27 protein-coding genes and 1 tRNA gene are annotated in these 23,876 nt (G+C 70.4%); 14 read left to right on the top strand and 14 right to left on the bottom strand.

The window, feature by feature from the left end; genetic code table 11:
• Positions 1–157 precede the first annotated feature (157 nt).
• Both GUI43_RS03455 and GUI43_RS03450 read left to right on the top strand, forming a co-directional pair.
• Positions 158–1,183 (top strand): aspartate-semialdehyde dehydrogenase, encoded by a 1,026-nt coding sequence (locus GUI43_RS03455; RefSeq protein WP_112697971.1) that lies wholly within the window; start codon positions 158–160, stop codon positions 1,181–1,183.
• Positions 1,184–1,378: 195 nt separating this feature from the next.
• Entirely contained in the window at positions 1,379–1,819 is a 441-nt protein-coding gene (locus tag GUI43_RS03450) for a PPOX class F420-dependent oxidoreductase (protein ID WP_030488140.1), read from the top strand.
• Positions 1,820–1,834: 15 nt separating this feature from the next.
• On the opposite strand, the gene GUI43_RS03445 is transcribed toward GUI43_RS03450, so the two are convergent.
• Positions 1,835–2,416 carry a nucleotidyltransferase family protein gene (locus GUI43_RS03445; RefSeq protein WP_112697970.1) on the bottom strand — a complete coding sequence of 194 codons (582 nt, stop codon included), beginning with the start codon at positions 2,414–2,416 and terminating at the stop codon, positions 1,835–1,837.
• Positions 2,417–2,530: 114 nt separating this feature from the next.
• On the opposite strand from GUI43_RS03445, the gene GUI43_RS03440 reads away from it, so the two are divergent.
• The 7 genes from GUI43_RS03440 to GUI43_RS03410 all read left to right on the top strand — a co-directional run bounded on the left by GUI43_RS03440 (position 2,531) and on the right by GUI43_RS03410 (position 8,952).
• The gene (locus GUI43_RS03440) at positions 2,531–3,214 is read left to right on the top strand and encodes a TMEM175 family protein (protein ID WP_112584098.1); all 684 of its coding nucleotides are present in this window, start codon (positions 2,531–2,533) and stop codon (positions 3,212–3,214) included.
• 73 nt (positions 3,215–3,287) lie between these two features.
• On the top strand, positions 3,288–3,704 hold the full coding sequence (locus GUI43_RS03435; protein WP_091405600.1) for a CBS domain-containing protein: 417 nt from the start codon (positions 3,288–3,290) through the stop codon (positions 3,702–3,704).
• Between the two features lie 295 nt (positions 3,705–3,999).
• Complete coding sequence (locus GUI43_RS03430; protein WP_112698026.1) at positions 4,000–4,371, top strand: SCP2 sterol-binding domain-containing protein; 372 nt, start codon at positions 4,000–4,002, stop codon at positions 4,369–4,371.
• Positions 4,371–6,431, top strand: a complete 2,061-nt coding sequence (locus GUI43_RS03425; protein ID WP_112601405.1) for an amylo-alpha-1,6-glucosidase — start codon at positions 4,371–4,373, stop codon at positions 6,429–6,431. Before GUI43_RS03430 ends, GUI43_RS03425 begins: the two co-directional genes overlap by 1 nt.
• A gap of 95 nt (positions 6,432–6,526) precedes the next feature.
• Positions 6,527–7,279 (top strand): lysophospholipid acyltransferase family protein, encoded by a 753-nt coding sequence (locus tag GUI43_RS03420; protein ID WP_112584101.1) that lies wholly within the window; start codon positions 6,527–6,529, stop codon positions 7,277–7,279.
• Between the two features lie 79 nt (positions 7,280–7,358).
• Positions 7,359–7,967: an isochorismatase family protein gene (locus GUI43_RS03415; protein WP_181518419.1), complete on the top strand. Its 609-nt coding sequence runs from the start codon at positions 7,359–7,361 to the stop codon at positions 7,965–7,967.
• Between the two features lie 4 nt (positions 7,968–7,971).
• Positions 7,972–8,952: a GlxA family transcriptional regulator gene (locus GUI43_RS03410; RefSeq protein ID WP_112697969.1), complete on the top strand. Its 981-nt coding sequence runs from the start codon at positions 7,972–7,974 to the stop codon at positions 8,950–8,952.
• On the opposite strand, the gene GUI43_RS03405 is transcribed toward GUI43_RS03410, so the two are convergent.
• From GUI43_RS03405 to GUI43_RS03385, 5 genes are all read right to left on the bottom strand, one after another.
• Positions 8,834–9,556: a hypothetical protein gene (locus tag GUI43_RS03405; RefSeq protein ID WP_146765856.1), complete on the bottom strand. Its 723-nt coding sequence runs from the start codon at positions 9,554–9,556 to the stop codon at positions 8,834–8,836. The two genes, GUI43_RS03410 and GUI43_RS03405, sit on opposite strands and share 119 nt — an antisense overlap.
• A gap of 72 nt (positions 9,557–9,628) precedes the next feature.
• The gene (locus tag GUI43_RS03400) at positions 9,629–10,342 is read right to left on the bottom strand and encodes a response regulator (RefSeq protein ID WP_091405585.1); all 714 of its coding nucleotides are present in this window, start codon (positions 10,340–10,342) and stop codon (positions 9,629–9,631) included.
• Positions 10,315–11,523 (bottom strand): hypothetical protein, encoded by a 1,209-nt coding sequence (locus tag GUI43_RS03395; RefSeq protein WP_181541883.1) that lies wholly within the window; start codon positions 11,521–11,523, stop codon positions 10,315–10,317. The genes GUI43_RS03400 and GUI43_RS03395 overlap by 28 nt, the downstream gene beginning before the upstream one ends.
• Positions 11,513–12,691 (bottom strand): sensor histidine kinase, encoded by a 1,179-nt coding sequence (locus GUI43_RS03390; protein ID WP_112584169.1) that lies wholly within the window; start codon positions 12,689–12,691, stop codon positions 11,513–11,515. The genes GUI43_RS03395 and GUI43_RS03390 overlap by 11 nt, the downstream gene beginning before the upstream one ends.
• A gap of 119 nt (positions 12,692–12,810) precedes the next feature.
• The gene (locus tag GUI43_RS03385) at positions 12,811–13,206 is read right to left on the bottom strand and encodes a VOC family protein (protein WP_112698025.1); all 396 of its coding nucleotides are present in this window, start codon (positions 13,204–13,206) and stop codon (positions 12,811–12,813) included.
• 139 nt (positions 13,207–13,345) lie between these two features.
• On the opposite strand from GUI43_RS03385, the gene GUI43_RS03380 reads away from it, so the two are divergent.
• Positions 13,346–14,344, top strand: coding sequence for a hypothetical protein (locus GUI43_RS03380; protein WP_146763066.1), 999 nt, complete (start codon positions 13,346–13,348; stop codon positions 14,342–14,344).
• 35 nt (positions 14,345–14,379) lie between these two features.
• On the opposite strand, the gene GUI43_RS03375 is transcribed toward GUI43_RS03380, so the two are convergent.
• Entirely contained in the window at positions 14,380–14,703 is a 324-nt protein-coding gene (locus GUI43_RS03375) for a plasmid stabilization protein (RefSeq protein ID WP_112584105.1), read from the bottom strand.
• A gap of 365 nt (positions 14,704–15,068) precedes the next feature.
• Between GUI43_RS03375 and GUI43_RS03370 the strand changes: the two genes are divergently transcribed.
• Together GUI43_RS03370 and GUI43_RS03365 are read left to right on the top strand one after the other, a co-directional pair.
• Positions 15,069–15,815 (top strand): GAF and ANTAR domain-containing protein, encoded by a 747-nt coding sequence (locus tag GUI43_RS03370; RefSeq protein ID WP_112697967.1) that lies wholly within the window; start codon positions 15,069–15,071, stop codon positions 15,813–15,815.
• 178 nt (positions 15,816–15,993) lie between these two features.
• Positions 15,994–16,491, top strand: coding sequence for an STAS domain-containing protein (locus GUI43_RS03365; protein WP_167457762.1), 498 nt, complete (start codon positions 15,994–15,996; stop codon positions 16,489–16,491).
• Between the two features lie 39 nt (positions 16,492–16,530).
• Here the strand turns inward: GUI43_RS03365 and GUI43_RS03360 are convergent, their stop codons facing one another.
• Both GUI43_RS03360 and GUI43_RS03355 read right to left on the bottom strand, forming a co-directional pair.
• Positions 16,531–17,574 carry a hypothetical protein gene (locus GUI43_RS03360; RefSeq protein WP_112697966.1) on the bottom strand — a complete coding sequence of 348 codons (1,044 nt, stop codon included), beginning with the start codon at positions 17,572–17,574 and terminating at the stop codon, positions 16,531–16,533.
• Positions 17,574–18,071 carry a SigE family RNA polymerase sigma factor gene (locus GUI43_RS03355; RefSeq protein ID WP_112584109.1) on the bottom strand — a complete coding sequence of 166 codons (498 nt, stop codon included), beginning with the start codon at positions 18,069–18,071 and terminating at the stop codon, positions 17,574–17,576. Before GUI43_RS03355 ends, GUI43_RS03360 begins: the two co-directional genes overlap by 1 nt.
• An 830-nt stretch (positions 18,072–18,901) precedes the next feature.
• On the opposite strand from GUI43_RS03355, the gene GUI43_RS03350 reads away from it, so the two are divergent.
• A complete protein-coding gene (locus GUI43_RS03350) occupies positions 18,902–19,204 on the top strand; it encodes a MerR family transcriptional regulator (RefSeq protein ID WP_112584110.1) in 303 nt (100 codons plus the stop codon).
• A 34-nt stretch (positions 19,205–19,238) separates the two neighbouring features.
• Here GUI43_RS03350 and GUI43_RS03345 read toward each other — a convergent pair whose 3' ends face one another.
• The 4 genes from GUI43_RS03345 to GUI43_RS03330 all read right to left on the bottom strand — a co-directional run bounded on the left by GUI43_RS03345 (position 19,239) and on the right by GUI43_RS03330 (position 21,909).
• A complete protein-coding gene (locus GUI43_RS03345; RefSeq protein ID WP_244220642.1) occupies positions 19,239–19,619 on the bottom strand; it encodes a VOC family protein in 381 nt (126 codons plus the stop codon).
• A gap of 173 nt (positions 19,620–19,792) precedes the next feature.
• The gene (locus GUI43_RS03340) at positions 19,793–20,524 is read right to left on the bottom strand and encodes an LPXTG cell wall anchor domain-containing protein (RefSeq protein WP_112584112.1); all 732 of its coding nucleotides are present in this window, start codon (positions 20,522–20,524) and stop codon (positions 19,793–19,795) included.
• 488 nt (positions 20,525–21,012) lie between these two features.
• Positions 21,013–21,777 (bottom strand): hypothetical protein, encoded by a 765-nt coding sequence (locus tag GUI43_RS34435; RefSeq protein WP_249037640.1) that lies wholly within the window; start codon positions 21,775–21,777, stop codon positions 21,013–21,015.
• Between the two features lie 59 nt (positions 21,778–21,836).
• Positions 21,837–21,909 (bottom strand) — tRNA-Arg (locus GUI43_RS03330).
• 160 nt (positions 21,910–22,069) lie between these two features.
• Between GUI43_RS03330 and GUI43_RS03325 the strand changes: the two genes are divergently transcribed.
• Positions 22,070–22,765: a hypothetical protein gene (locus GUI43_RS03325; RefSeq protein WP_112697965.1), complete on the top strand. Its 696-nt coding sequence runs from the start codon at positions 22,070–22,072 to the stop codon at positions 22,763–22,765.
• A gap of 21 nt (positions 22,766–22,786) precedes the next feature.
• Here GUI43_RS03325 and GUI43_RS03320 read toward each other — a convergent pair whose 3' ends face one another.
• Positions 22,787–23,782 (bottom strand): alpha/beta hydrolase, encoded by a 996-nt coding sequence (locus GUI43_RS03320; protein ID WP_170158669.1) that lies wholly within the window; start codon positions 23,780–23,782, stop codon positions 22,787–22,789.
• Between the last annotated feature and the right edge of the window lie 94 nt (positions 23,783–23,876).

The raw sequence follows: 23,876 nt of genomic DNA, 5'->3' as shown, positions 1-23,876 counted from the left end.
CCCGACAAACGCCGTTGATCAAGAGGTTTGCGTCATCCGGAGCACGGTTCCTGACGCAGATCTCTTGATCGACAGCTGTAGGGCGGGGTGTGAGGTGGGACCCGGGGGGTGGGAAAGGGGTCCCGGTTTCGGGGGTGGGGTCGGTAGCCTCGCGGGCATGAGGATCGGCATTGTGGGGGCCACCGGCCAGGTCGGTGGCGTGATGCGGCAGGTGCTGGCGGAGCGGGAGTTCCCAGCGGAGCAGGTGCGGTTGTTCGCCTCGGCGCGGTCCGCCGGGCGTACGCTGCCGTGGCGCGACGGTGAGGTGACAGTCGAGGACGCCGCGACCGCGGACTACTCCGAGCTGGACATCGTGCTCTTCTCGGCCGGTAAGGGCACGGCCCGGGAGTTGGCGCCACGGGTCGCCGAGGCCGGCGCCGTGGTGATCGACAACTCGTCGGCGTTCCGGATGGACCCGCAGGTGCCGCTGGTGGTCGCCGAGGTCAACCCGCACGCCGCCCTGGACCGGCCCAAGGGCATCATCGCCAACCCCAACTGCACCACGATGGCCGCGATGCCGGTGCTGCGTCCGCTGCACGCCGAAGCTGGCCTGATCGGCCTGGTCGTCTCCACCTACCAGGCGGTCTCCGGCGCCGGGCTGGCCGGCGTCGCCGAGCTGGACGAGCAGGTCCGCAAGGTGGCCGAGCACGCCGCCGGGCTTGCTTTCGACGGGTCGGCCGTGGAGTTCCCCGCGCCCCGCTCGTTCACTCAGCCGATCGCCTTCAACGTCCTCCCGCTGGCCGGTTCGATCGTCGACGACGGCTCGTTCGAGACCGACGAGGAGCAGAAGCTCCGCAACGAGAGCCGCAAGATCCTGGAGATCCCCGACCTGAAGGTGTCCGGCACCTGTGTCCGGGTGCCGGTCTTCACCGGCCACTCGCTCCAGATCAACGCCCGGTTCGCCCGGCCGCTCACCCCGCAGCGCGCCCACGAACTGCTGGCCGACGCGCCCGGGGTGGCACTGACCGACGTCCCGACGCCGTTGCAGGCCGCCGGCCAGGACCCGACCTACGTGGGCCGGATCCGCGCCGACGAGACCGTCGAGTACGGGCTGGCGCTGTTCTGCTCCAACGACAACCTGCGCAAGGGCGCCGCGCTGAACGCGGTGCAACTCGCCGAGCTGGTCGCCGCCGAGCGCCGCTGACCGGCGCTGTCGAATTCTCACCGAGCCCTCGCCGTCCGTCGGCGAGGGCTCGGTGCCGTTCCGGGTGGTCGCCTGCCGTTCCGGGTGGTCGCCTGCCGTTCCGGGTGGTCGCCTGCCGTTCCGGGTGGTCGCCCGCGGCGGCCGGCAGGTCGTGCTTGGATGGGTCGGAGACGATCGTCCAACCTGGAGGACACCATGCCGGATGACCGCACCCAGCAGGCGTTGACCGATCTGGTGGCCGGCCGCTCGATGGGCGTGCTCGCCACCATCAAGCGGGACGGGCGTCCGCAGCTGTCCACGGTGCTCTACTCCTTCGACCGGGACGCGGGCCTGATCCGGGTCTCGGTCACCGACGGCCGGGCCAAGACCGCCAACCTGCGCCGCGACCCGCGTGCCAGCTTCCACGTCAGCAGCGAGGACGGCTGGGCGTACGCGGTGGTCGAGGGTCGCGCCGAACTGACCCCGCCGGCCACCCAACTCGGCGACGAGACTGTCGAGGAGTTGGTGGCGCTCTACCGGGGGCTGAGCGGCGAACACCCCGACTGGGACGAGTACCGCCAGGCCATGGTCGACGAGGGGCGGATCGTGCTACGCCTGCACGTCGAGCGGCTCTACGGGATGCCGCCCCGAGGCTGACCCGCCCACAGCCGATCAGCCCGGCTCGATCACTGTCACGCCGGGCCAACGCTGCGCCGGCCGGTGCCGTGCCAACCGCTGCCGCGACCGGGCCACGTCCACCCGGGCCGGGTTGTGTCGCCACACCCCGGCCAGCAGGTCCGTCAGGCCGTACGGGGCGCAGACCTTGAGCCGGCCGGTCGGGTCCAGGCGGACGGCCACCGCTGTCGCGTACTCCGGCCAGGTGGCGACCGCCTCGGCCACGCTTCGGTACGGCTCGATCGGGTCACCGCCGAACTTCGCCGCGTACCAGGTGTGCACCGCCGCCTGGTTGCGCGCCTGCCACGGCGGCTGCGGCCACATCCCCGCCAGCCGGGCGGTGGCCCGGTCGTCGTCGGCGCGGGTCAGCCTCGCCGGGTCGAAGAAGACAACGTCCACGTCGCGGACCCGCGCCGGGTCGAACCCGTCGCCGTACCGCTCGCCCCACACCAGGTCGCGCAGGGCGCCCGCGCCGATCCAGGCGTCCGGCAGCCCGGAATCACGCACCACTGTCAGCGCCCGGGTCAGCCAATCGCTGCCGGAAACCAGTTCCCGCAGCTCCTCCTCGCCCGTCATCATCCGCCCACGGTAGGCAGCGGAGCCGGTGCGCGCCGCCGGTAGGTGGGTGTGCCGCCCGTCGCCGGGTATACCGCCCTGCTTTGCCGTTGCGGGACGTCGGGGAGGGAGTGGGCGATGGGCGCCGGCACGAGCAGCGACGAGACCGGCCCCGCGGGCCCGACCCTGCGGCGGGAAACCTCCCGGCTGCTGTCGTTCAGCGACGGGGTCTTCGCCATCATCATCACGCTGCTGGTGCTCGACCTCCAGCCGCCTCGGGTCGGCCGCGGTCAGCTACTGCACGCGCTGGTCGAGCAGTGGCCGGCGTACCTCGCCTATGTCACGTCGTACGTGTACGTGGCGGTGGGCTGGCTGAACCACCGAGCCGCCTTCAACCGGGTGGAGAACAGCGGAAAGGCCCTCCAGTGGTACAACCTCGCAGTGCTGTTCAGCACCGCGCTGCTGCCGTTCGCCACCTCGGTCGTCTCGCAGGCCATGCGGGACGGCGACCAGGCGGACCAGCGGACCGGCGTCGTCGTCTACGGTCTGGTCGGCGTCCTGGTCTCGGTGAGCTGGCTGGGGCTGTACCACTACCTCGCCCGGCACCACGATCTGCTGGACCAGACGGTGCCGCTTCGGTTCTTCCCGGCCGAACGGGCCCGGGCCGCGATCGGCCTCCTGGGCTACGCGCTGGCGATCCTCGTCGGATTCTTCACCGGCCCGCTGTTCGCGCTGGTGATCTTCCTGCTGCTGCCGGCGTTCTACAGCCTGACCAGCAGCGGCCTCTACGAACTGCGGCGCCTGCGGCACCCGCGTCGATAGGCCGGGGCCGTATGCGTTACCCCCTCCCCGGCGGCGGGTAGACGGGCCGTGCCGACACCGAGAGGGGAGCACCATGACAACGGTCGGAGAGTTCATGACGACCCGGTTGGTGACGATGGACGGCAACGACACGCTCATCGCCGCCGCGCAGGAGATGCGTGACAGTGCGATCGGCGATGTGGTGGTGACCGACGGCGACAGTGTGGTCGGCATCGTCACGGACCGGGACATCACGGTCCGAGGTGTCGCGGAGAACATGGACCCGGGCTCGACCCGGTTGAGCCAGATCACCACTCGCGACGTGATCACGGTGAGTCAGTACGACGATGCTGTGGCCGCCGCGGACCTGATGCGGACGTACGCCGTACGCCGACTTCCGGTGATCGACGACGGGCGCCTGATCGGCCTGGTGTCGATGGGTGACCTCGCGGTAGAGCGCGAACCGCAGTCGGTCCTGGCCGACATCAGCGCCGACGACCCGAACAACTGACCCGTCCGCCGCGGCACGCGCCGGCTCTCCCATCCGGGAGGGCCGGCGCTGTGGCGTCTCCACCCCTTCGGTGATCAAGAGCTTCGCGTCACGACACGCCGGAAGCGATGACGCAAAGCTCTTGATCACCGGCGCGGGGCGGGGCGGGGGTGGGACAGGGCGGGTCACCCGAATTGGGCGAGGTTGACCGGGGGAGCGGCGGGGACCCGTGCGGGGACGTGCAACGCCGGCCGTCCGTGCGACGCGAGCGCGGTGGGTGGGATCCCCGGCCCGGCAACTGGGAGGAGTGGACCCGATGGTGGACGCGACCACGAGGTTCTTCGAGGACCTGGACCGGCGGGGGTACGAACCCCTGCTGGCCAAGACCTCCGGGACGCTGCGGATCGACCTGCACGAGGGGGCGCAGACCCGGCACTGGCTGCTGAGGATCGACCACGGCCGGCTGAATGTGAGTCAGGAGGACCAGGAGGCCGACACGGTGATCGGCGCGAGCCCGGTCCTCTTCGACGACATCGCCTCGGGGCGCGAGCACGGCTTGGCCGCGCTGTTGCGGGGGGACATGACGGTGTCGGGCGACGCGCGTCTCGTCGTACAGGTGGAGCGGGTCTTCCCGGGTTCCCCGGACGCCCGTGGACCGCGTCGGCGATTCGCCGGGGAGGTGCACTGATGGGGCAGAGCAACACGATCCGGATCCTGGACGGCAACACGTTCGTCGTCTGCGAGGACACCGGTGACATCGAGGCGACGCCGAGCGAGCCCACCGGGCTCTTCTCCATCGACACCCGGTTCCTGTCGACCTGGGTGCTGACCGTCAACGGCGAGCGACTCAACTCGCTCTCCTACGACGACCTGCAGTACTTCGAGTCGCGATTCTTTCTGGTCCCGGGGATGGCCACGCACTACGTGGACGCGAAGCTGTCGATCATTCGGGAGCGCACGGTGGGCGGCAGCTTCTGTGAGCAGCTGACCATCCTCAACCACGACGAGAAGCCGGTCGACCTGGAAGTACGGATGGACGCGGCGTCCGACTTCGCCGACCTGTTCCAGGTCAAGGACGAGATCCTGAACAAGAAGGGCGAGATCTACACCGAGGTGGAGTCGGACCGGCTGCGGCTGGGGTACCGGCGGGGGAACTTCCGTCGGGAGACGATCATCTCGTCGTCGATGTCGGCCCGCTACGACAGCAGAGGCTTCGCGTACACAGTGCACCTGGAGCCCAACGAGCAGTGGGATGCCTCGATCGACGTCCAGACCCACGCGGTCGGGCCCGGCGGCCGGGACCTGCGGTTCGGGCTGCGCCAGCACGGCACCGAGCGGCTCGCTCTCCAACACGACCTGGAGAAGTGGATCGCCGACGCACCCAAGGTCAACAGTGAGCACGGCCGGGTGGCCAGCACGTACCGGCGCAGTCTGATCGACCTGGCGGCGCTGCGCTTCTCGCCGCTGTCGCTGGGCGGCGCCACCCTGCCCGCCGCCGGTCTGCCCTGGTTCATGACCATGTTCGGCCGGGACAGCATCCTCACCTGCCTGCAGACACTGCCGTTCACCCCGCAGCTGTCGAAGACGACCCTGCGCATCCTGGCGTCCCTGCAGGGCAGCCGGTTCGACGACTTCCGGGACGAGGACCCGGGCCGCATCCTGCACGAGATGCGCTACGGCGAGACCGCGGCCTTCGAGGAGCAGCCACACTCGCCGTACTACGGCTCGGTCGACGCGACGCCACTGTTCATCGTGCTGCTCGACGAGTACGAGCGGTGGAGCGGTGACGTCGCGCTGGTCAAGGAGTTGGAGCAGGAGTCCCGGGCCGCGCTGAGGTGGATCGACAACTACGCCGACCTGGTCGGCACCGGCTACATCTGGTACGAGCGACGCAACACCGACACCGGCCTGGAGAACCAGTGCTGGAAGGACTCCTGGGACTCGATCTCCTACTCCGACGGCACGCTGCCACCGTTCCCACGGGCCACCTGCGAGGTGCAGGGGTACGCGTACGACGCGAAGGTCCGCGCCGCCCGGTTGGCGCGGGAGTTCTGGGGTGACCCGGAGTTCGCCGACCAGTTGGAGCGGGAGGCGGCAGAGCTGAAGGAGCGGTTCAACCGGGACTGGTGGGTGGACGACGGCGAGTACTTCGCCCTGGCCCTGGACCCGGACGGCCGGCAGTGCGACATCCTCAGCTCCAACATCGGCCACCTGCTGTGGAGCGGGATCGTCGAACCCGAGCGGGCGGAGAAGCTCGCCGCGCACCTGGTCGGGCCGCGGCTCTTCTCCGGCTGGGGGGTGCGCACCCTCGCCGAGGGGGAGGCCCGCTACAACCCCATCGGCTACCACAACGGCACGATCTGGCCGTTCGACAACTCGTTCATCGCCTGGGGCCTGCGCCGTTACGGCTTCGCCGAGGAGGCCGCGACCATCGCCAACGGCATCCTGGACGCGGCCACGTACTTCGACGGCCGGTTGCCGGAGGCGTTCGGCGGCTATCCGCGGGAGCTGACCAAGTTCCCGGTGGAGTACCCGACGGCGTGCAGTCCGCAGGCCTGGTCGACCGGTACGCCGCTGTTGCTGCTACGCACCATGCTCGGCCTGGAGCCGCACGAGGGTCACCTGGCGGTCGAGCCACGGCTGCCGGTGGGGATGGGTCGCATCGAGGTGCTGGACATCCCCGGTCGGTGGGGTCGGGTGGACGCGTTCGCCCGGGGCCGAATGGACCTGAACAAGCTCGCCGACTGACACGCTCGACCGCCGAACCGGCGGTGGCGCGCCACCCGCGTCGCCGCCGGTTCTCCACCCAGCCGATCCCCAGCCGGTCAGGGTAGATTCTGCGAATGCCGGAGCTCGTGTACCCGCCCGTTATCGCCGCCGCCAAGACGCTGTTCCGGGTCCTCGACCTGAAGATCACCATCGAGGGCGCCCACCACGTACCCCGCACGGGCGGGGCGGTGCTGGCCAGCAACCACGTCAGCTACCTCGACTTCATCTTCGCCGGTCTGGGCGCGAACGCGTCGGGCCGGCTGGTCCGCTTCATGGCAAAGGATTCGGTCTTCACGCACAAGATCTCCGGCCCGCTGATGCGCGGGATGCGGCACATTCCGGTGGACCGGCAGGCCGGCGCGGCCTCGTTCCGCGCCGCCGTGGGCGCTCTCAAGCAGGGCGAGGTCGTCGGCGTCTTCCCCGAGGCGACGATCAGCCGGTCGTTCACAGTGAAGGAGCTCAAGAGCGGCACGGTCCGGATGGCCCGCTCGGCGAAGGTGCCGGTGCTGCCGGTCGCGTTGTGGGGCACCCAGCGCCTCTGGACCAAGGGCCGCCCGCGCACTCTGACCCGTCGGCACACGCCGATCACCATCCTGATCGGCGAGCCGATCGACCCGGCGGACTTCCCGGACCCGAACGTGCTGGCCGCCGAGCTGACCACCCGCCTCAGCGCCCTCGTCGACCGGGCGCAGCGGGATTATCCGGACACTCCCGCCGGCCCGGACGACACCTGGTGGCAGCCCGCGCACCTGGGCGGCAGCGCGCCCACACCGGAGGAGGCCGCCGCTCTGGACGCCGCCGCCGAGCACCGCGCCCCCAGCGCCTGACGCCAGTTGGCCGGATCGTTCCGCACCCGGACAGAATGGTGTCTGCCGGCGCGAACGCCGTCCGACCAGGATCGACGTCATGAGCAGAGCAGCACTCGTCGTGATCGACGTGCAAGAGTCCTTCCGTCAGCGCCCGATCTGGGCGTACGGCTCCAACCCCGACATGATCCGCCAGGTCGACCGGCTGGTGGCTGCCGCCCGGCAGCGCGGCGACCTGGTGGTCTGGGTCCTGCACTCGGAGCCTGGCACGGGCGGGTTGTTCGACCCCGCCCGCGGGTACGTCCGGCTGATCGACGGGTTGGTCCCCGCCGAGGGTGAGCCGACGCTGGTCAAGACCGCGCACAACGCGTTCACCACCACGAACCTCCAGCAACAGCTCACCCAGGCGGGCATCACCGACATCACCGTCTGCGGCATCCGCACCGAGCAGTGCGTGGAGACCACCACCCGGGTCGGCGCGGACCTCGGCTACCTGATGACCTTCGTCACCGACGCCACGCTGACCTTCCCCATCCCGCACCGGGACCTGCCGGAGACCGCCACGGTCGCGGAGATCCTCGCTGACCCGCGCACCCTGACGAACGAGGAGATCGTGACCCGCACCGAGTACGCGCTGGCCGGCCGCTTCGCGACCATCCGCACCGTGGACGAGGTCACCGGCGCGACATTCGCCGGCAGCCGGGGCTGACGTCGTGACCCGGGTCGTCTTCCTGCTGGTCCCGCAGCTGCACCTGCTGGACCTCGCCGGGCCGGCTCAGGTCTTCTCCAGCGCCGCCGACCTCGGGTACGACTATCAACTGCACTACGTCGCGGAGCGCGAGCAGGTGCCCACAGTGCAGGGCGTACCGCTGGTCGCCGACACCCGGTGGCCCCAGCTGGCCCCGGACGACCTGGTGATCGTGCCCGGTTGGCGGCCGGCGGCGCACGGGCCGCAGGGGCCGGTGTCGCCCGGCGATCTGCGGCGGCTCGCCGAGCACCACGCGGCCGGTGGCGCGGTGGCCAGTGTCTGCGCCGGGGCGTACGCGCTCGGGCGGGCCGGGCTGCTCGACGGCCGACGCTGCACCACCCACCACGAGGTGCAGGACGACCTGGCCCGCCGGCACCCGGCGGCCCAGGTTGTCCGCGACGTGCTGTACGTGGTGGACGACCGGGTGGTCACCTCGGCGGGCATCGCCAGTGGCATCGACGTGGCGCTGCACCTGGTGGCGACCCGGCACGGCCCGGCGACCGCCGCGAAGATCGCCCGCACGCTGGTCGTCTACGCCCGCCGCAACGGGCACGAGCCGCAGGCCAGCGCGTTGATGCGGCACCGCTCACACCTGTCTGATTCGGTGCACCGGGTGCAGGATCTGATCGACAGCCGGTATGCCGAGCCCCTGCCGCTGGCCGAACTGGCCGCCGCTGGCGGTGTGGCCGAACGAACCCTGACCCGACTCTTCCGGGCGAGCACCGGCCTCACTCCGCTCGGCTACCAGCAGCTGCTCCGGGTGGAACGGGCCGAGCACCTGATCGGGCACGGCGCCACAGTGGAAGCCGCCGCGCGGGCTGTCGGCTTCACCGATCCCCGGATGCTGCGCCGCCTGCGAGCCCGCCCCACGAGGTCGGATCCGGTCGCGAACGGTAGTAGTCGTCCCGGGAGTGGAACTCCACCGGCAACGAGCCGGGCAGCGTGACCCGGGTGTCGCCGGCGAGCAGACCGGGGCCGGCCCGCAGCAGCAGCACGTCGCGCTCCTGGGCCGAAAGGTCGACCAGTTGTGGACGGTTGAGCCGGAACATGGCCACCGCCCGGCGAACCTGCCGCGCCAGCGCCACGACCTCGGCGGTCGTTCCGCTGAGGGCCAACGCCGGCTGCTGAATGGTGCGCAGCGCGTCGCAGACGATCAGCAACTGCGCCGGGGCGTCCGGCGCGCTCGTCGGCAGCTCCAACCGGGACGGCCACTGCCAGCGGATCTGACCGCTCATCAGGCCGTTCAGTCGAGCCGGCGGTCGGGCCCGGTGCGTGCCGTCGGCGACCAGCGACAGCTGCGAGCCACTGCCCACCCAGCAGATCCGCTGGTCGGTGACGGTCACCGCGACCGGCTCGGGCAACTGCCAACGGCGTCGCACCTCGCTCGGCCCGAGCAGGTAGCCCGCGACCAGCAGCCGGTGTCGCCCGAGCAACCGTTCGCCGGGCATCGGTCGCAGGTTGTAGCGGCGGTCCAGGGTCGGGCCCACGTCGTCGTCGGGGGCGTCGAACCGGTGGGGACCGATGAAGAAGGGGGACGCGTCGGCGTGCATCGTCACGACCTTCCGGTCAGCTGGCTGTGTACTGAAGCCTTCCGGACCGGAGTGCCCCTGTCATGACGCCTGTTAGGGGGTCGGCCGGTCGTGTGTCGCCTGTGACCGGTAGATGCCGATCTCCTCCGGGCGGACGAGACCGTCCTCGATCGCACGGGCGAGCAGTGCCGCCTTTGTGGCGGCTGGTCGCCCCGCCCGGGTGTACTTGATCCGCGCCCGGTCGACGTACTGCTTCACCGTGTGCTCGCTGATCTGCATCCGCCGAGCCACCGACGCCTTGGACATCGACTGGAACCAGAGCAGCAGCGCCTCACGCTCCTTGTCGGACAACATCGGCCGGTCCGGCCGCGGGTCGCCGACCATCGCACCGGCCAGCGCCGGCGGCACGTACGGGCGGTCGCTCGCGGCGGCCAGCACCGTTTCCACGCAGTGTTCCCGGCCCTCGTGCTTGGCCAGGAACGCCACCGCCCCGGCGTCCAGCGCGGCGAGCATCGTCTGCGGGTCGGTGTGCTCCGAATAGACCACCACCCGCCGCCCGGCGGCGCTCAGCTCGGCCAACTTGTCCAACGCCATCCGCCCGTGCAGCCGCAGGTCGAGCAGGATCACATCGGCGTGCGGCGCCGCCCGCAACACCGCGTCCGGGTCGTCGCCGGTGGCGAGCACCGTCAGACGAGGCTCGGTGGCGAGCCAGGCGCGGACCCCCTCGACCACCACCGGATGGTCATCGACGATCGCCACCCCGACCGGCCGATCGCCGGTCACCGCCGCCACCGGGTCTGCGCCCATCTGATGTTCCCGTCCCGTTCGTAGAGGTACTGCACCGGCCCGTCGTCGTGCTCCCCGGGGGGCGGGCCGGTCGACTCCGGTCCCTCCCGGTCCGGGGTGACGAGGCTGACCACCACCTCGTCCGGGCCGGAGACCACTGTCAGTCGCGCCCATCCCCGGGCGTCGGCGAGGGTGCCGGTGAGCGGGTCGGCCAGCCGGCGGCGGACCTCCACCGGCAGCGGCGGCGGGGTGCCGATGGTGACCAGGTCGATCGGTAGGCCGTTGCGTTCCGCCAGGTCGGCGGCGGCTCGCAACTCGTGCAACAGCGGGTCGGGCACATCGTCGGACTCGGCGATCAGCCGGCGCAGCCGGGCGGCGGCCAGCATGCACCGGCGCTGCACCTCCGGGTCGTCCGGGTCGGCCTGGCCGCCGGCCAGGTCCCCGAGGACCCGCCCGGCCGCCGAGCTGACCAGGGCGAGCCGGTCCCGGCGTTCGCGAAGGCCCCGCTCGGCGGCATCCCGCTCCGCGGCCATCGCGTGACCGGCGGCCGAGACGGCGGCCCGTTCCCGAGCCAGGCCGACGATGACCGTGCTGCCCACGAAGACCGCCACCGGCAGGGAGAACGTGCCGTAGACGTACATCACGTAGCGGGCCACGTCGGCCGGATCGGGGCCGTGCACGAGCACGGCGACCAGGGCGATCAACGCGTGCGTGCTGAGGAGCGCGATCAGGCCCACGACGCGCCGACCCCACACCGCCAGCACGAAGAACCACCCGAGCGTGCCCCACACCCAGTTGGCGGCGGTGAACAACTGCCGCTCACCGGCCGCGGCGAAGACGGCCGCGTCGACGACCAGCAGCAGCCCGGCCAGCGGCCACGGCGGCAGTGGCGAGCCTTGCAGCAGCCGTACCCCGGCCACCGCGCCGGTCACGGCGACCAGGATCCAGGCGCCGAGCACCACCGCTGGCGCGGCGAACTCCGCGCGGGCGGACAGCACCGCCGGCAGCGCGATCGCGACGTGCCAGGCCAACGCGATGGCGACGGCGGCGATCCGGGCACCCCGGTCGGACGCGTGCGCCACGGCGGCCGGCGCGGCGAACGCTGCGGGGGAGTCCGGCTCCCTGGGTGTCGAGACACTGGCGCGGTTCGGTGTCTCCGACGCGTCGGTGGGGTGCGCCGGGGCGTTCAGGTCAGCCGACACCGGGCCACTCCAGTCGAATCCGGGTGCCCGTGCCGACGGCCGAGTGCACGACGGCCCGCCCACCGACCGTCGCCATCCGGCCCCGGATCGACTCGCGCAAGCCGTACCGGTGCGGTGGGACGGTGGCCAGGTCGAAGCCGGGGCCGTCGTCGGCGACCTCGACCACGACGCCGATCGCGTCGCGGCTCAACCGCAGCGTGGCCCCGGCGCCCGGCGCGTGGCGGACCACGTTGGACAGTGCCGCGTAGGCGCTCTCGCTGATCGCGTCGGCCACCCCGACCGGGACGGCGCAGGACGCCAGGTCCAGCCGTACCGCAAGCTCGGGCAGCCGGCCGACCACCAACCGCAACCGCCCGTCGAGCGGCACCGGGCCGTCGCCGGCCACCGGGCCGGCGTCGGTGAGCGAGACGAGGGTACGCAGGTCCGCCGCGCACCGGTCCCGGAAGGCGACCGAGGGCCCCGCCACCGCGCCCAGCCCCACCATGGTCAGCGTCCCGAGCACGGTGTCGTGCAGGTCGCGGTTCTGCTGGCGTTCGGCCTCGCGGGCGGCGCGCGCGACCAACGCCTCCCGGGTCATCCGCTGGTGTTCGACGAAGGCGCGGTCCGCCCGGCCGATGCGTCGGCGCATGACCGCCGCCATCATCGCCGTGCAGGCGGTCTGCGCCAGTAGCGTGGCCGCGTGCGCCCGAGCTTCGGTGGGGTTGCCGGCGGCCTGCGCCCCGGTCACGTAGGTGGCTATCACGAGTAGCCCGGCCGGGATCGACCAGCGCGCGGAGGTCGTGGCCTGTGTGTTGATCACCGTGGTGCTGGCCAGCACGGCGATCCAACTGCCCTCGCCGGGCAGCACCTCGGGCGCCACCAACACCGGGATGAGCAGGCAGGTCAGCGCGGTGACCGCCACGTCACCGGCGACGAGGCCGGGGCCGATGCCGTGGCGCAACGCGCGGTGCGCGTACCACAGGGACCAGCCGGTCAGCACTGCCACAGCGGGCAGCAACACCGCCTGCTCCACCGGTGGGGTCTGCACCGACACGGCCACCGCCGCGCCGAACAGCCCGCAGCTCAGCCGCAGCAGCGCTGGCAACGTGGTGAAGATGAGGCCCAGGGCCCCGCCGGCCGGGTTGTCCAGCGTGGGCGGCGGCACGGTTGGGGTGGCAACGGCCGGCATCGGGAAGTGTCCTTCCGACAACGACCCGGTCCGGGTCCACGCGGCGTAGATCGACATCGGACAATAGCATGGTGGACCGTGACGGGGTGATCCTTTGCGTGCGGAGTGTCGCTAATGTGTCACTCTGTGCTGCGGGGCTGGAGGAGGTCCCAGCGGTTGCCGTAGATATCGACAAACACCGCTACCGAACCGTACGCCTCGTGCCGCGGTTCCTCCAGAAAACGCACCCCGGCCGTCACCATCCGGGCATGGTCCCGGGCGAAATCCTCGGTGTAGAGGAACAGCCCGACCCGGCCGCCGGTCTGGTCGCCGATCCGAGCCTGCTGCTCGGCGCTGCTCGGCCGGGCCAGCAGCACTGCCGTCTCCCGGGCCCCCGCCGGGCGGACCACCACCCAGCGTGAACCGTCCGGTCGGGCGGTGTCCTCCACCAGCTCGAAACCGAGGTCGCCGACGTAGAAGTCGATCGCCTCGTCGTACTCCCTTACCAGCAGCGCGACAAGTCCCAGATGTGCCATTCGGCCATTCTGCCGGCGGATGCCCCGGGCCCAGCCGGCGACGTCCCCACCGGTCACCCGCGTCACGCTGCGGCCCGGTCGGCCGGAACCAGACGCGTCTGGTGTCCGTCCCATCCCCGGGTGGAAGGTGGTGAGCCGGATGCGTTCGTCCCGGACGGTACTGGCGGTGGCACTGCTCGGCATGGCGCTGGGCGGCTGTGGTGGCACGGCGATCGGGCCGGGCGATCCGAGGGCGCCCGGTCCGGCCCAGATCGTCGACGGGTGGACCTCCTGTGCGAAGGCGGCACCCCGGGCGGGCGAGGTGATCACGGGGCCGACCACGGAGACGTCACCGCCGACCGTGAAGGAGCCGACGATCGGTCGCATCGACCCGGCGTTCACAGCGGTCGCGGCCGTGATCTGCGGGCGCGAGATTCGGCCGGGCCCCAACGGTGGTCAGGAACAGATCGCCACCGAGCGACGCGCCGAGCAGATCGCACCGCTGCTCACCGCGCTGCGCCTGCCCAGCGAGCAGACCGGCGGGGAGGTCGCCTGCACCCTCGAGATGGTCATCCCGCCGTGGTTGGCCCTGGTGGACGACCGGGGACGCTGGCTGCGGCCCCAGATCCCGACGGACTCCTGCGGCAAGCCTCGCGCCGAGGTGATCGCCGCGCTGGCCGGGCCGCAGTGGACCACTGTGGGCACCCGTACCATCCGGCAGATCGAATCCGCGGCCGCCGAGGCCGCCGGATGCGCGCAGCAGTGGACGGACATGGTGTGGGTGGAGACCCGGAACGGTAACCCCGGGCCGGCAGGGCCCGGGCTACCGCCGGCAGCCGGGCCGCTGCGCCTCTGCGTCTACCAGGTGCCCGCGTCGCTTCAGGAAGGCGAGAAACCCGCGGGCGACTTCGTGTACGGCGGTCCGCTGCCGATCGAGCGTCAGGCGGGCGTGCTCCGGGCGCTGTCCAATCGCCGGGCGGTGGTCGACTGTGCCACCCCGGCGACCCGCTTCGCGGTGCTACGCCCGCTCGAAGGTGCAGGCCCCGACCGGTACGTGGAACTCGACGGCTGCCGCCGGTTCCTGGTCGCGCCAGCGACGGGCGCTGCGCAGCTCGGCCAGGGCGACGACGCGCTTGTCGCCCTGCTGGGGCCCGTCTGAGCTGGCTCGGCGAGTCCACGACGCCCGACCGGTGGCTACTTCGACAGGGCCCGCTCCAGCTCGCTCTTCGACATCGACGAGCGGCCCTTGATGCCGCGTTGCTTCGCCTCGTTGTACAGCTGCTCCTTGGTGCGACCCTGGGCGCCGCTGTGGGAGCGCTTACCGCCACGGTGCCCGGACGACACGTCGTTCCGGGAGGACCGGCTCGCCGTTCGGGACTCACCCGAGCGGGCCCGTTCCTTGTTGACAGTGCGGGCCGCGATCTCCTTGGCCCGCCCGGCGGAGGCGCCCCGCTCTTGCGCGCTCTCCTTGATGTGCTCGTACTGTCGTTCTCTCTTCGGGCTCGATCCTGCTGGCATCGGTGCCTCCCACCTCCGCTGTCGGTGCGGTCGAGGCCCGGCTCGCACGCTTCTGAGCTGACATCGGCACGTTCCGAGCCGGGGCGCGGTGTTCACGCTGTCTGAGCACGATGCCCCGCCGTCCGCAGGGCCAAACAAGAGCGCCCGAGCCGATCCGGCTGCCTCGGGTACGTTCCACTCCGCGTCGTATAGTTGTCGCCGCAGCCGACGCCTGGGCGTCGGTCAGTCAGCGTCCAGCAGCGGGCGCCCGGGCTCGGTTGGCGAGTCCGTGCGGCGCCCCGTGCTCGCGGGTGCGCCATCACCACGCGCGCTGCCGTCGCCTTCCTGCAACCGGTACGCGCCCCGGGCACGAGGACCTTGAAGTCATGGCACAGCAGCCCATTGATCCCAATGCGGCGATCTCCGAACTCGGCCAGATCAAGCTCGGCGAGACCGACCTGTCTGGAGTGTTGACCCAGGTCTCCGAGCTGGCACGGCGAACGATCCCGGGCGCCGAGGAGGTGTCGGTGACGTTGCTGAAGCAGGAGGGTGCGCACACCGCCGCGTTCAGCGGTGAGATGGCGCTGCGACTCGACGAGCTGCAGTACGAGCATGGTGAGGGTCCGTGTCTGGAGGCGGCCAGAGACTCCGCCGTCGTGTCCGTCCCCGACATGTCCGAGGAGGTCCGCTGGCCGCAGTGGGCGGCCGAAGCCGTGCAGGGTGGAGCTCACAGCTCACTGTCGATCGGGTTCCCGATCCAGGAGTCGGTGCTCGGTGCGCTGAACATCTACGGGGCCGAGGCGGGTGCCTTCGACGACGACGCGGTCGCCCTCGCAGAGACGTTCGCGGGGTACGCCGCTGTCGCCCTCGCCAACGCCCACCTCTACGACACCACCGCCACCATGGCCGCGCAGATGCAGTTGGCCATGCAGAGCCGGGCCGTGATCGAGCAGGCCAAGGGCATCATCATGGGCGAACGCCGCTGCACCCCCGACGAGGCGTTCGCCGTCCTCGCGAAGGTTTCCCAGGACTCCAACCGCAAAGTGCGGGAGGTCGCTGCCGCCCTGGTGGAGAGGACCACCCGGGCACCGGGTCTCAAGCGTGATCGCGGTACGTCCGGAAACCTCCCGTAAGCGTTCGGCAACCGGCTGCTGTGCCCCGGACGGTGACGGCCCGCCAGCGCAGCGCCGACTGAGGTCGGCCGGAAGCTGACGCGCCGAGTGGCGGCCGACTGTCCAGGCGGTTATCGTCGAGGTTGGTCAAGCCATGCGCCAATCCTGTTACGGATTTCAACAGGAGGCGTGTGCTCCTATGACTGAGCGTTCCTGGTTCTTCCAGAGCCACTTCGACAGATTCCCGACGGCAGTCACCCTCGGTCAGGTCACGTCAGCGGCGCTCGCCGGCAGCCGGCGAGATGGCCGATTCGACCTCGATTCCTCCGGGCCGTCGTTCCAGGTGACCCGCTACACCGAGCCCACGAACCTGTCCGCGACCATCTCGGCCGACCGGATGGTCGTCGCCCCGGTGGGGTACGTCGACATGGACACGGCCCCACGCCTGGCCACGGCCCTGATGAACGCGATCGACAGTCATCCCGAAGTCTGTTGCGACCTGACCGGCGTCGGCTTCTTCAGCGCCGCCGGTGTGCGTGTACTCCTACTGGCGCGGCACCGGGCGGACCAGGTCGGCTCCCGCTTCTCGATCCGGGGCGCCGGGGGGATCACCCAGCGGGTGCTGCGGATCACCGGGGTGGAGCGCCTGCTCCTGGGCCCCGAACAAGACACCGGCCCAACCGCGCGGCTCGGCTGATCCGCAGCTCATGAACCACACCCTCGCCATGCGGTGGCGTCACCAGGTGTCCGGGCGGTCGAGGTCGCGGGCCGGCTGGTACCCGCCGAGGATCGCCAAGCCCTCCGCCTCGGTGTAGCCGTTCCCCCAACCCTTACGGAACGCCTCGACGTGGCAGGGCTTGACCACCATCTCCAGCACGTCACTGCCTTGCCGGCGGGCCCGGTAGGGCCCGGCGACAAGATCTCCGCGCCGGGCGTCGTCGCCGGCCGGGGCGGGTTGCGCCCGAACGGTCAGCCAACGGCCGGATGCGTCACCGACCACCAGAGAGCCCTCGACGAAGGAGTCCCGCGCCGACCGGCCGAGCGTGACCGAGCACTCCAGCAGCCGTCCGTCGGGCGGCAGCGACTCCAGGCGGAACGGCACGACGCAGCGGTGGGCACCGTTGAACCGGACCCGGCTCGCGGTGCCGGCCGCCTCGTCCCGGGTGGTCGCGTACACGTCCACCTGGGCCCAGAGCCCGTCGGTGGGTTGCCAGCGGACGAACCACAGCTTCCGGTCGCCGGACGGATCGAACCAGGCGACCCCCGAGCGGTCGCCGACCCGCACCTCGGTCCGTCCCTGCGGTCGCCCCTGCGAGGACAACGTCTGCTGGAGCCCGTCCAGCAACCCTTCGGTGCGCGCCAACACGAAACGGGCCTGACCGGTCGAGCCCCGGAACTCGACGCTCTCGATGCCGCGCCCGGTGCGCCACGACGCGAAACTGGCATCGCTGACCAGCGTGTCGGTCGAGAAGTGCACAGTCGTTGGATCGGCACCGACCTCCTCGGGGCGTACGGTCCCATCGCTCTGTGCCTCCGGCAGCATCAGCGCCGCGGCCGGCATGATCGGGTCATCGGTGCCCCGAACGCCCGGGGTCACCAGAACCACCGAGGTGAGAGCGGCACACGCCGCTGCCACGCCACCGGCGATCAGTCCTCGTCGCCGCCATCGCAACCGCCGGCCGCGATGCCGGGCCTGTTGCACGATCGGTGTCGGATCGATGTCGCCGCCCGCCCGATGCTTGAGCGTGGTGGCGAGCTGCTCATCGAGGTCACTGAACATCAGAGCTCTCCTGCCCATGCGTGGGTTGCTGCAACCTGACGCTGACGCAGCGCCGCCAGGGCCCGCCTCGCGTGTGTGCGTACCGTCCCGGTCGAACAGGCGAGGATCTCGGCGATCGACGTGTCGTCCAGATCCTCGTAGTAGCGCAGGACGATCACGGTGCGCTGACGCGCCGGCAGAGCACAGACCAACCGCCACAGTGCGTCGCGCTCGGCGACCCCGGCGGCCTCGTCCACGTCGCCCGCCCGATCGAGGACCGCGGCAACCGAGATCTCCCGGCTGCTGAGCCGACGCCACCACGAGTTGTGGGTGTTGACGAGCATGCGCCGGACATAGGCATCGGGACGGTCCGTCCGCGAGATGCGGCCCCACCGGGCGTACGCCCGCGCGAGGACATCCTGAACCAGATCCTCGGCTCGGTGCTCGTCACCGGTCAGCAGCCGGGCGAGCCGCACCAGCGCCGAAGTGCGAGCGAACGCGTACTCCTCGAACGTCACGCCCTATTAACGCCGTCGGCCGGCCCGTCCGTAGACACCTGCCGGGCACTTTCTGCCGAGCAGGGCGTCGTGGCGGGCCTACTCGCCGACGTAGGCGCCCCGCTGCGGCACTGTCATCACCAGTCCACGCTCTAGAGCTGTTGGACGATCTGGATCGGGTTGCCGTCCGGGTCGTCGGTCCAGAGGATCACCGCAGCGGTCTTGTGCCGCACGGATGGCTGCACCGACAGGACTATCTCCGTCCTCGGAGAGAATCTATGAGCGAAGCGCTAGACATTCGCACCGTCGTCAACTAACGTTCCTGTGGTCGAGAACAGAGCAAACAAAGACGCTGACGGTGCCGCCCCGCACGAGGGCGAAGGAGTGGGGCCCAGGGAACCTGTAGGGCCTGCTCAGCTCGGCGGCAGACATCTGCCGCAGTTGGCTAGTACGCAGGAATGCGTGTGACAGCGGGTGGGGCCGACGCTTGTTCAGGGCTTCACCCGAGGTGAGAAGAGTTCGTCGTACGTGTTGGGGCCATGAAGTCGCGTGGGGCTCGGACACCGACGGACAGCACGGAGTACGGCAGAGGAAATCAGAGGCAAGGGAGGGCATTACACCGTTGGATCGCCCGCTACCAGTCGCATTCACGGGCTGGGCGCGGACACCGCAGTTTCCCTCGAACGAGAGGTGGTCTCCGGTCACGCTTACGCGATCCTCGCACCCGAAGCCGTCCCTGACGGCTGGTGCGGACAAGACAAGCCGACGTTCTGTCGGTAGATGGTGTTCCTGACCCACAACCCTTGGGCCCCGGTGCTTCCGAGCACCGGGGCCCTCGTGATGGAGGTTCCATGGCTCAACCCGACGACATGCTCGACGATGAGGACTACCCCGCCTACACGATGGGCCGTGCCGCCGAGATCCTCGGCTGCTCGCAGGACTTCCTACGCCGACTCGGCGCTGCGAAACTGATCGACCCGCAGCGGTCCAGTGGGGGGCACCGCCGCTACTCCCGCTACCAACTGCGACTTGCCGCGCGAGCTCGGGAGATGTGCGACCAGGGCACCGACCTGGCCTCGGCCTGCCGGATCATCATTCTTGAGGACCAACTCGAAGAGGCCCTTCGGCGCAATGAGCGTCACCAGCAGGGCTGAGCACACGTCCGGGCGGGCCTGCCAGACGAGACCGTCAGAGCTGTTGGACGATCTGGATCGGGTTGCCGTCCGGGTCGGCGGTCCAGGCGATCAGCAGGCGATCAAGCCACCGGTGTGGTGCGGCCAGTGCGGGGGCGCCGTCCGCCGTGAGTTCGGCGTACGCGGCGGCGGTGTCGTCGGTCCAGAGGATCACGGCGGCCCGCTGGCCCTGGGACACGGGGTCGAGCCCGTGGTCGTCGCGGGTGGAGGCCACCGAGGCGACGCCGATCTTGTAGCCGTCGAGCACGAGATCGATGTGGATCGGCTCACCCTCGGCCGGCACCCGGAAAGTCTCGGTGAAGCCGAGACCGGTGTAGAACTCGGCGGCGCGGGAGACGTCCTCGCTGAAGAGGATCACCTGGGGAGTGCGGAACATCGACACCGTCCGACGCTATCAGCGCAGCGACTTCTCGCTACGCGGGCAGGTCCGACGAAATGGCGCAAGCGGGCGTTCGCCCAGTACGACCGCCCCCGCTGCATCCGCGACGGCCACGAACGGCGTTGACACGCCCGGCTCGACGACGCGTCGAGCCGGGCGCGTCAGTTGCGCTATGCCACGAAGCGGGAACGGCGTCGGCGTCCGATCAGGTAGCCCGCGCCGCCGAGGAGCAGGAGCACACTGCCAATGCCGGCCACGGTCGCGGTGTCAGCACCGGTCACGGGCAGCCCACCGCCCTCGCCACCGTCGCCGCCGGGTGCACCCGGGCTGCCGGAGACGGTAGGAGTCGGTACAGCGGTCGTCGTGGCGCTGGGCGTAGCGCTCGGTGTGGGCTGAGCCGTCGGCGTCGGGGTGGGCTGAGACGCGCAGTCAAGCTCACGGGCGGCGTACAGGCCGTCGTTCAGGTAAGCCAGGTAGGCATCGACGGTCGCCTCGCCGAGCACCTTCTGTGCGGCCGCCTCCACGTTGGCACCGGCGTCCGTCAACGTTCGGACCACAGTGATTCGCAGAGCCGTTGACCAGGCATTCTGCACGCCCGTCTTGAGGAATGCGCGGAGCTCGTCCTCAGTGCCCTTCAGCGCATCCTGGATGGCGCCGGGCAGAACGGGCAACGAGTCGGCGTTCGCCGCGGCCAGGATCTGGGCGGCCAACACCCGTACCTCCTGATCGGTGGCGGTATCCAGGTCGATGGTGACAAGTTCGCGGATGTCCTTGTACACCTTGCGCTCGACCGTCTGGCAGGCCTCGTTCAGCCCGGGCGATTCGATGTGAGCCACCGCCGGTGCCGCCGGAATCAAAAAGGCCAGCGCCAATAGGGCGCCGGCCGGGAACTTCCATCGCATGTGGTCTTCCTCCCCGTTGCAAGCAAAAACACGGAGATATTACCGTCAGTGGGCGGAAAAGCAAGGCCGGATGCACGTCCAAGACTTCGCAATGAACAAGACGCGGCAGGATTCGCTGCTCAACCCCTCCATAAGGGATGAAAAATGGTCCAGTGGTCCGCCGCAGGGGACAGGCTGTAGGCGTTGTGATGGTGGCCTTTATGCCGCCCGGCGTCAAGGCCTTACGCATCGGCGCACCGATGAGCTGCGACCACCCTTGGCCCCGAACGGGCTTCGCAGTCCGTGGCCCCTATCCAGGGATGGAGACAGACTGGCGGCACCTTCCGCAGAGGAGGCCCGGACGTCACCCCTACTACTCCCGCAGGTACTCGGTAGCGGGGTCATGTCACGGAGAAGTTGCGAATCTCCTCGCCGAGCTTGGGCAAGCAGCCGGGACTACCGGAAGGCGGCTGGTTAACCACGCTCGGCGAGGAGATTCGCTTGCCACCTTAGGACGAGGTGAACCAACGACAGGTGTCCTCGCCTGCGTCATCTTCGCAGATCTTCACGTCGTAAACTCCCACGCTCCAGACGCGCGTCCCGCAGCCAGCACTGCTTCCGTTGCCGTCACCGACCTTGATCGAGGCCGTGTGGTAGATGCCGCTGTAGAACCATGCATACACACCGTTGCCGTCGGCCTCGTTGTCACACACCTCAAGTTGGGCCTGCCCATTAGAGAGGTTGATGAAGCACGCTCGGTCGGAGCCCTCGTAAACGCATCCAGAGTTTGCTGCATTGGCTACCCCAGGAACGGTCATCATGATGCCGATCCCGAGGGCAGAACCAATCGCCGCCAGTCGCTTAATTCCCACTAGTTCCCCCGTTGATGGTTTGTAAGCGACAGCCCTTGAGCTGCCGTCAGTGCCGGGAAGACTATATGGACGGTCATAATGCTGCAACCCCGCACGACACGTGCAGCTTGTCGTCAAGCCATCCCGATGCCATTGACGAGGTGACGGATTTGCCAGCAGGTCGAGCGTGGCGCGGGTGCGCGGGTTGCGCCGCTCATCCACTTGGACCAGCAGTCGGTTACGGGCCTTCTCGGCTTCCTCGGCCGCGGTGCGGCCGGCAGGGGTGGCTTCGGTCAGGTAGTGCCGCTTCCCGTTGATCGGGTCCGACCCGGCGTAGACCTTCACCCGCAGTGACCCACTGGGCAGGGTATCGATCTCGCCGCACAGGCGCTGCTGCGTCCGCTCGAGGCTGCCACGGGCCACCGGAGCGCGCTCGCACCACGAGTTGCCCCATGGAGCTGGTCAGAGGGAGGGCTTGCCTGTGCGCCCGGCAGGATTCGAACCTGCGGCCTTGGGATTAGAAGTCCCCTGCTCTATCCGCTGAGCTACGGGCGCGTGTGGCGTGGATGTCGCGCCCAGAGGGTACCGCCGTCCCACTGCCCGACGGCGAAAAGGGTGCCCGCGTCCACGTTGCCGAGCAGAGTCTCACGTCCGCCTCGTAGCGGGCATCCGGGTTACCGCGAAGCGGCCTCGCCGCGGACCGTACCTTTGGCTGGTGTTGCTGGATTCCGACGCCGAGAGCGACGTCGCCTACGAGTTGTGCCAGGTCGTCGGTCGCGCCATCCTGCCGTACCGGTCATCGAACGACGTCGGTACCGCGTTCTTCTTTCAGGGCGGCGACGACCCGGTGGGGGAGTCGCTGCTGACGGCGGCCGACCTGGTGAGCGGTTCGGGTGGTGAGTTGAGCCTGCGGGCGAGCGTCACCGAGCCGGCGGGGGTGGCCCCGGCCGTCATTGTCGAGACCGAGATCGTGCCCGGTTGGGCTCGCTTCGCGGGCGACGGGGTCGCGGTGTTGCCGACCGCCGGCCTGCACCGGTACGCCGGCGACGGCGGCTGGCGGTGGCGCGTCCAGCCGGTGCCGGCGGGGATCGCCGCCGGGCCCGAGGTGGTCGCCCGCCTCGGCGCCGACGCCAGTTCCGCTTTCGTGCTGGCCCATGGGGTACGCGAAGACGGCTCGCGGCCGCTGGAGGTCGCGATCGAGCGGGTGGTCCGCGACGGGGACGCCGTGCTGATCACCACCGAGCTGCCGCCGGGGTACGTCGGCGCGCCGGTCTTCATCGTTCAGGCTGAACCCACCGGTGAGGTCTCCCCGTACTGCCTGGGCCTGGTCCTGCCCGGTGTCGACGCGCACCCGGTGGCGACCTTCGACCGGATCCGTGCCGTCCTCCCGGCGACGCCCGGCGATGTCTGAACCGCGTGCCGTCCGGCCTGGTCAGCCGCCGGGCGTCGCCGCCCTCGCCGCATCGGCCGGGGCGGTGGGGCCGGCGGCGAGGAACGCCTCGGCCCAGCGGCCCACCTCGTCGAAGACCTTTGTCCGTACGGCGGGGCCGGAGAGCGTGAGATCGTGCAACCCGCCGTCGAAGCGGGCCAGTGTGACGTGGCGACCGAGGCGGGGTGCGTAGCGGACCATGTGCTCGACGTCCAGTACGGCGTCGGCCAGTGTCGCGTTGTCGTGCCACTTGGTGCCTCGGAAGGACCGGTTCGAGCAGGCCAGCAGCACCGGCACCTGGATGTCCAGCCCGGCGCGCAGCCGGCGTTGCCCGGTGCGGATCGCGTTCAGCCAGCCGGCCCGGACCGGGAACCCGGCCAGCGGCTTCCACGCCAGGTCATAGGTCCACTCGCCGCGGTGGTCGGAGTGGATGCTCTCGCCGTACACGGTGCCCAGCCCGAACGGGAGGATGCGGTGCGGCGCCCTGCGGCCCAGCCGGGACGCGGCGGCCGCGAGGGGTCGGCGGACCGCCCAGGGAGCGTTCAGGTCGAAGAAGGGGCTGTTGAGCACCAGGCCGTCGATGGTGCCGGTGTCGCGGCGGGCGTCCGCCCAGAGCGAGATGATCAGGCCGCCGGTGGAGTGACCCATCGCCAACAGGGTGTCGTGCCCGTCGTCCTTGCGGATGATCTCGGCGGCGGCGTCCAGCTCGGGGAAGTAGTCGCTGATGTCGCGGCAGAAGTTGGGGGTCTGGGCGGGGAGCAGACTGCGGCCGTATTTGCGCAGGTCGAGCGCGTAGAAATCCCAGCCTCGCTCGGCGAAGAAGTCAGCCAGATGCGTCTGGAAGAAGTAGTCGACGAAGCCGTGCACGTAGAGCACGGCCCGCCCGGTGGGGCGCTCGGCCCGCCGCCGGACCAGTGTCGCGACAACGGGGCCTTCGTCGTCGGTGCCCAGGTCGATCGTCTGCCGCTCGTAGGGCGGCCCCAACACGTCCGGTTCCACGAACGCGACGCTACGCCGCCAACCTACTGAGCGGTAGCCCGCGCCCGCCCGCTCCACTCACGTCCGCTCACCCCACTCACCCCCGCGGTCTTGC

Source organism: Micromonospora noduli (assembly GCF_003264365.1).
Lineage (GTDB): Bacteria > Actinomycetota > Actinomycetes > Mycobacteriales > Micromonosporaceae > Micromonospora > Micromonospora noduli.
This window is presented reverse-complemented; position numbering and strand designations above follow the sequence as displayed.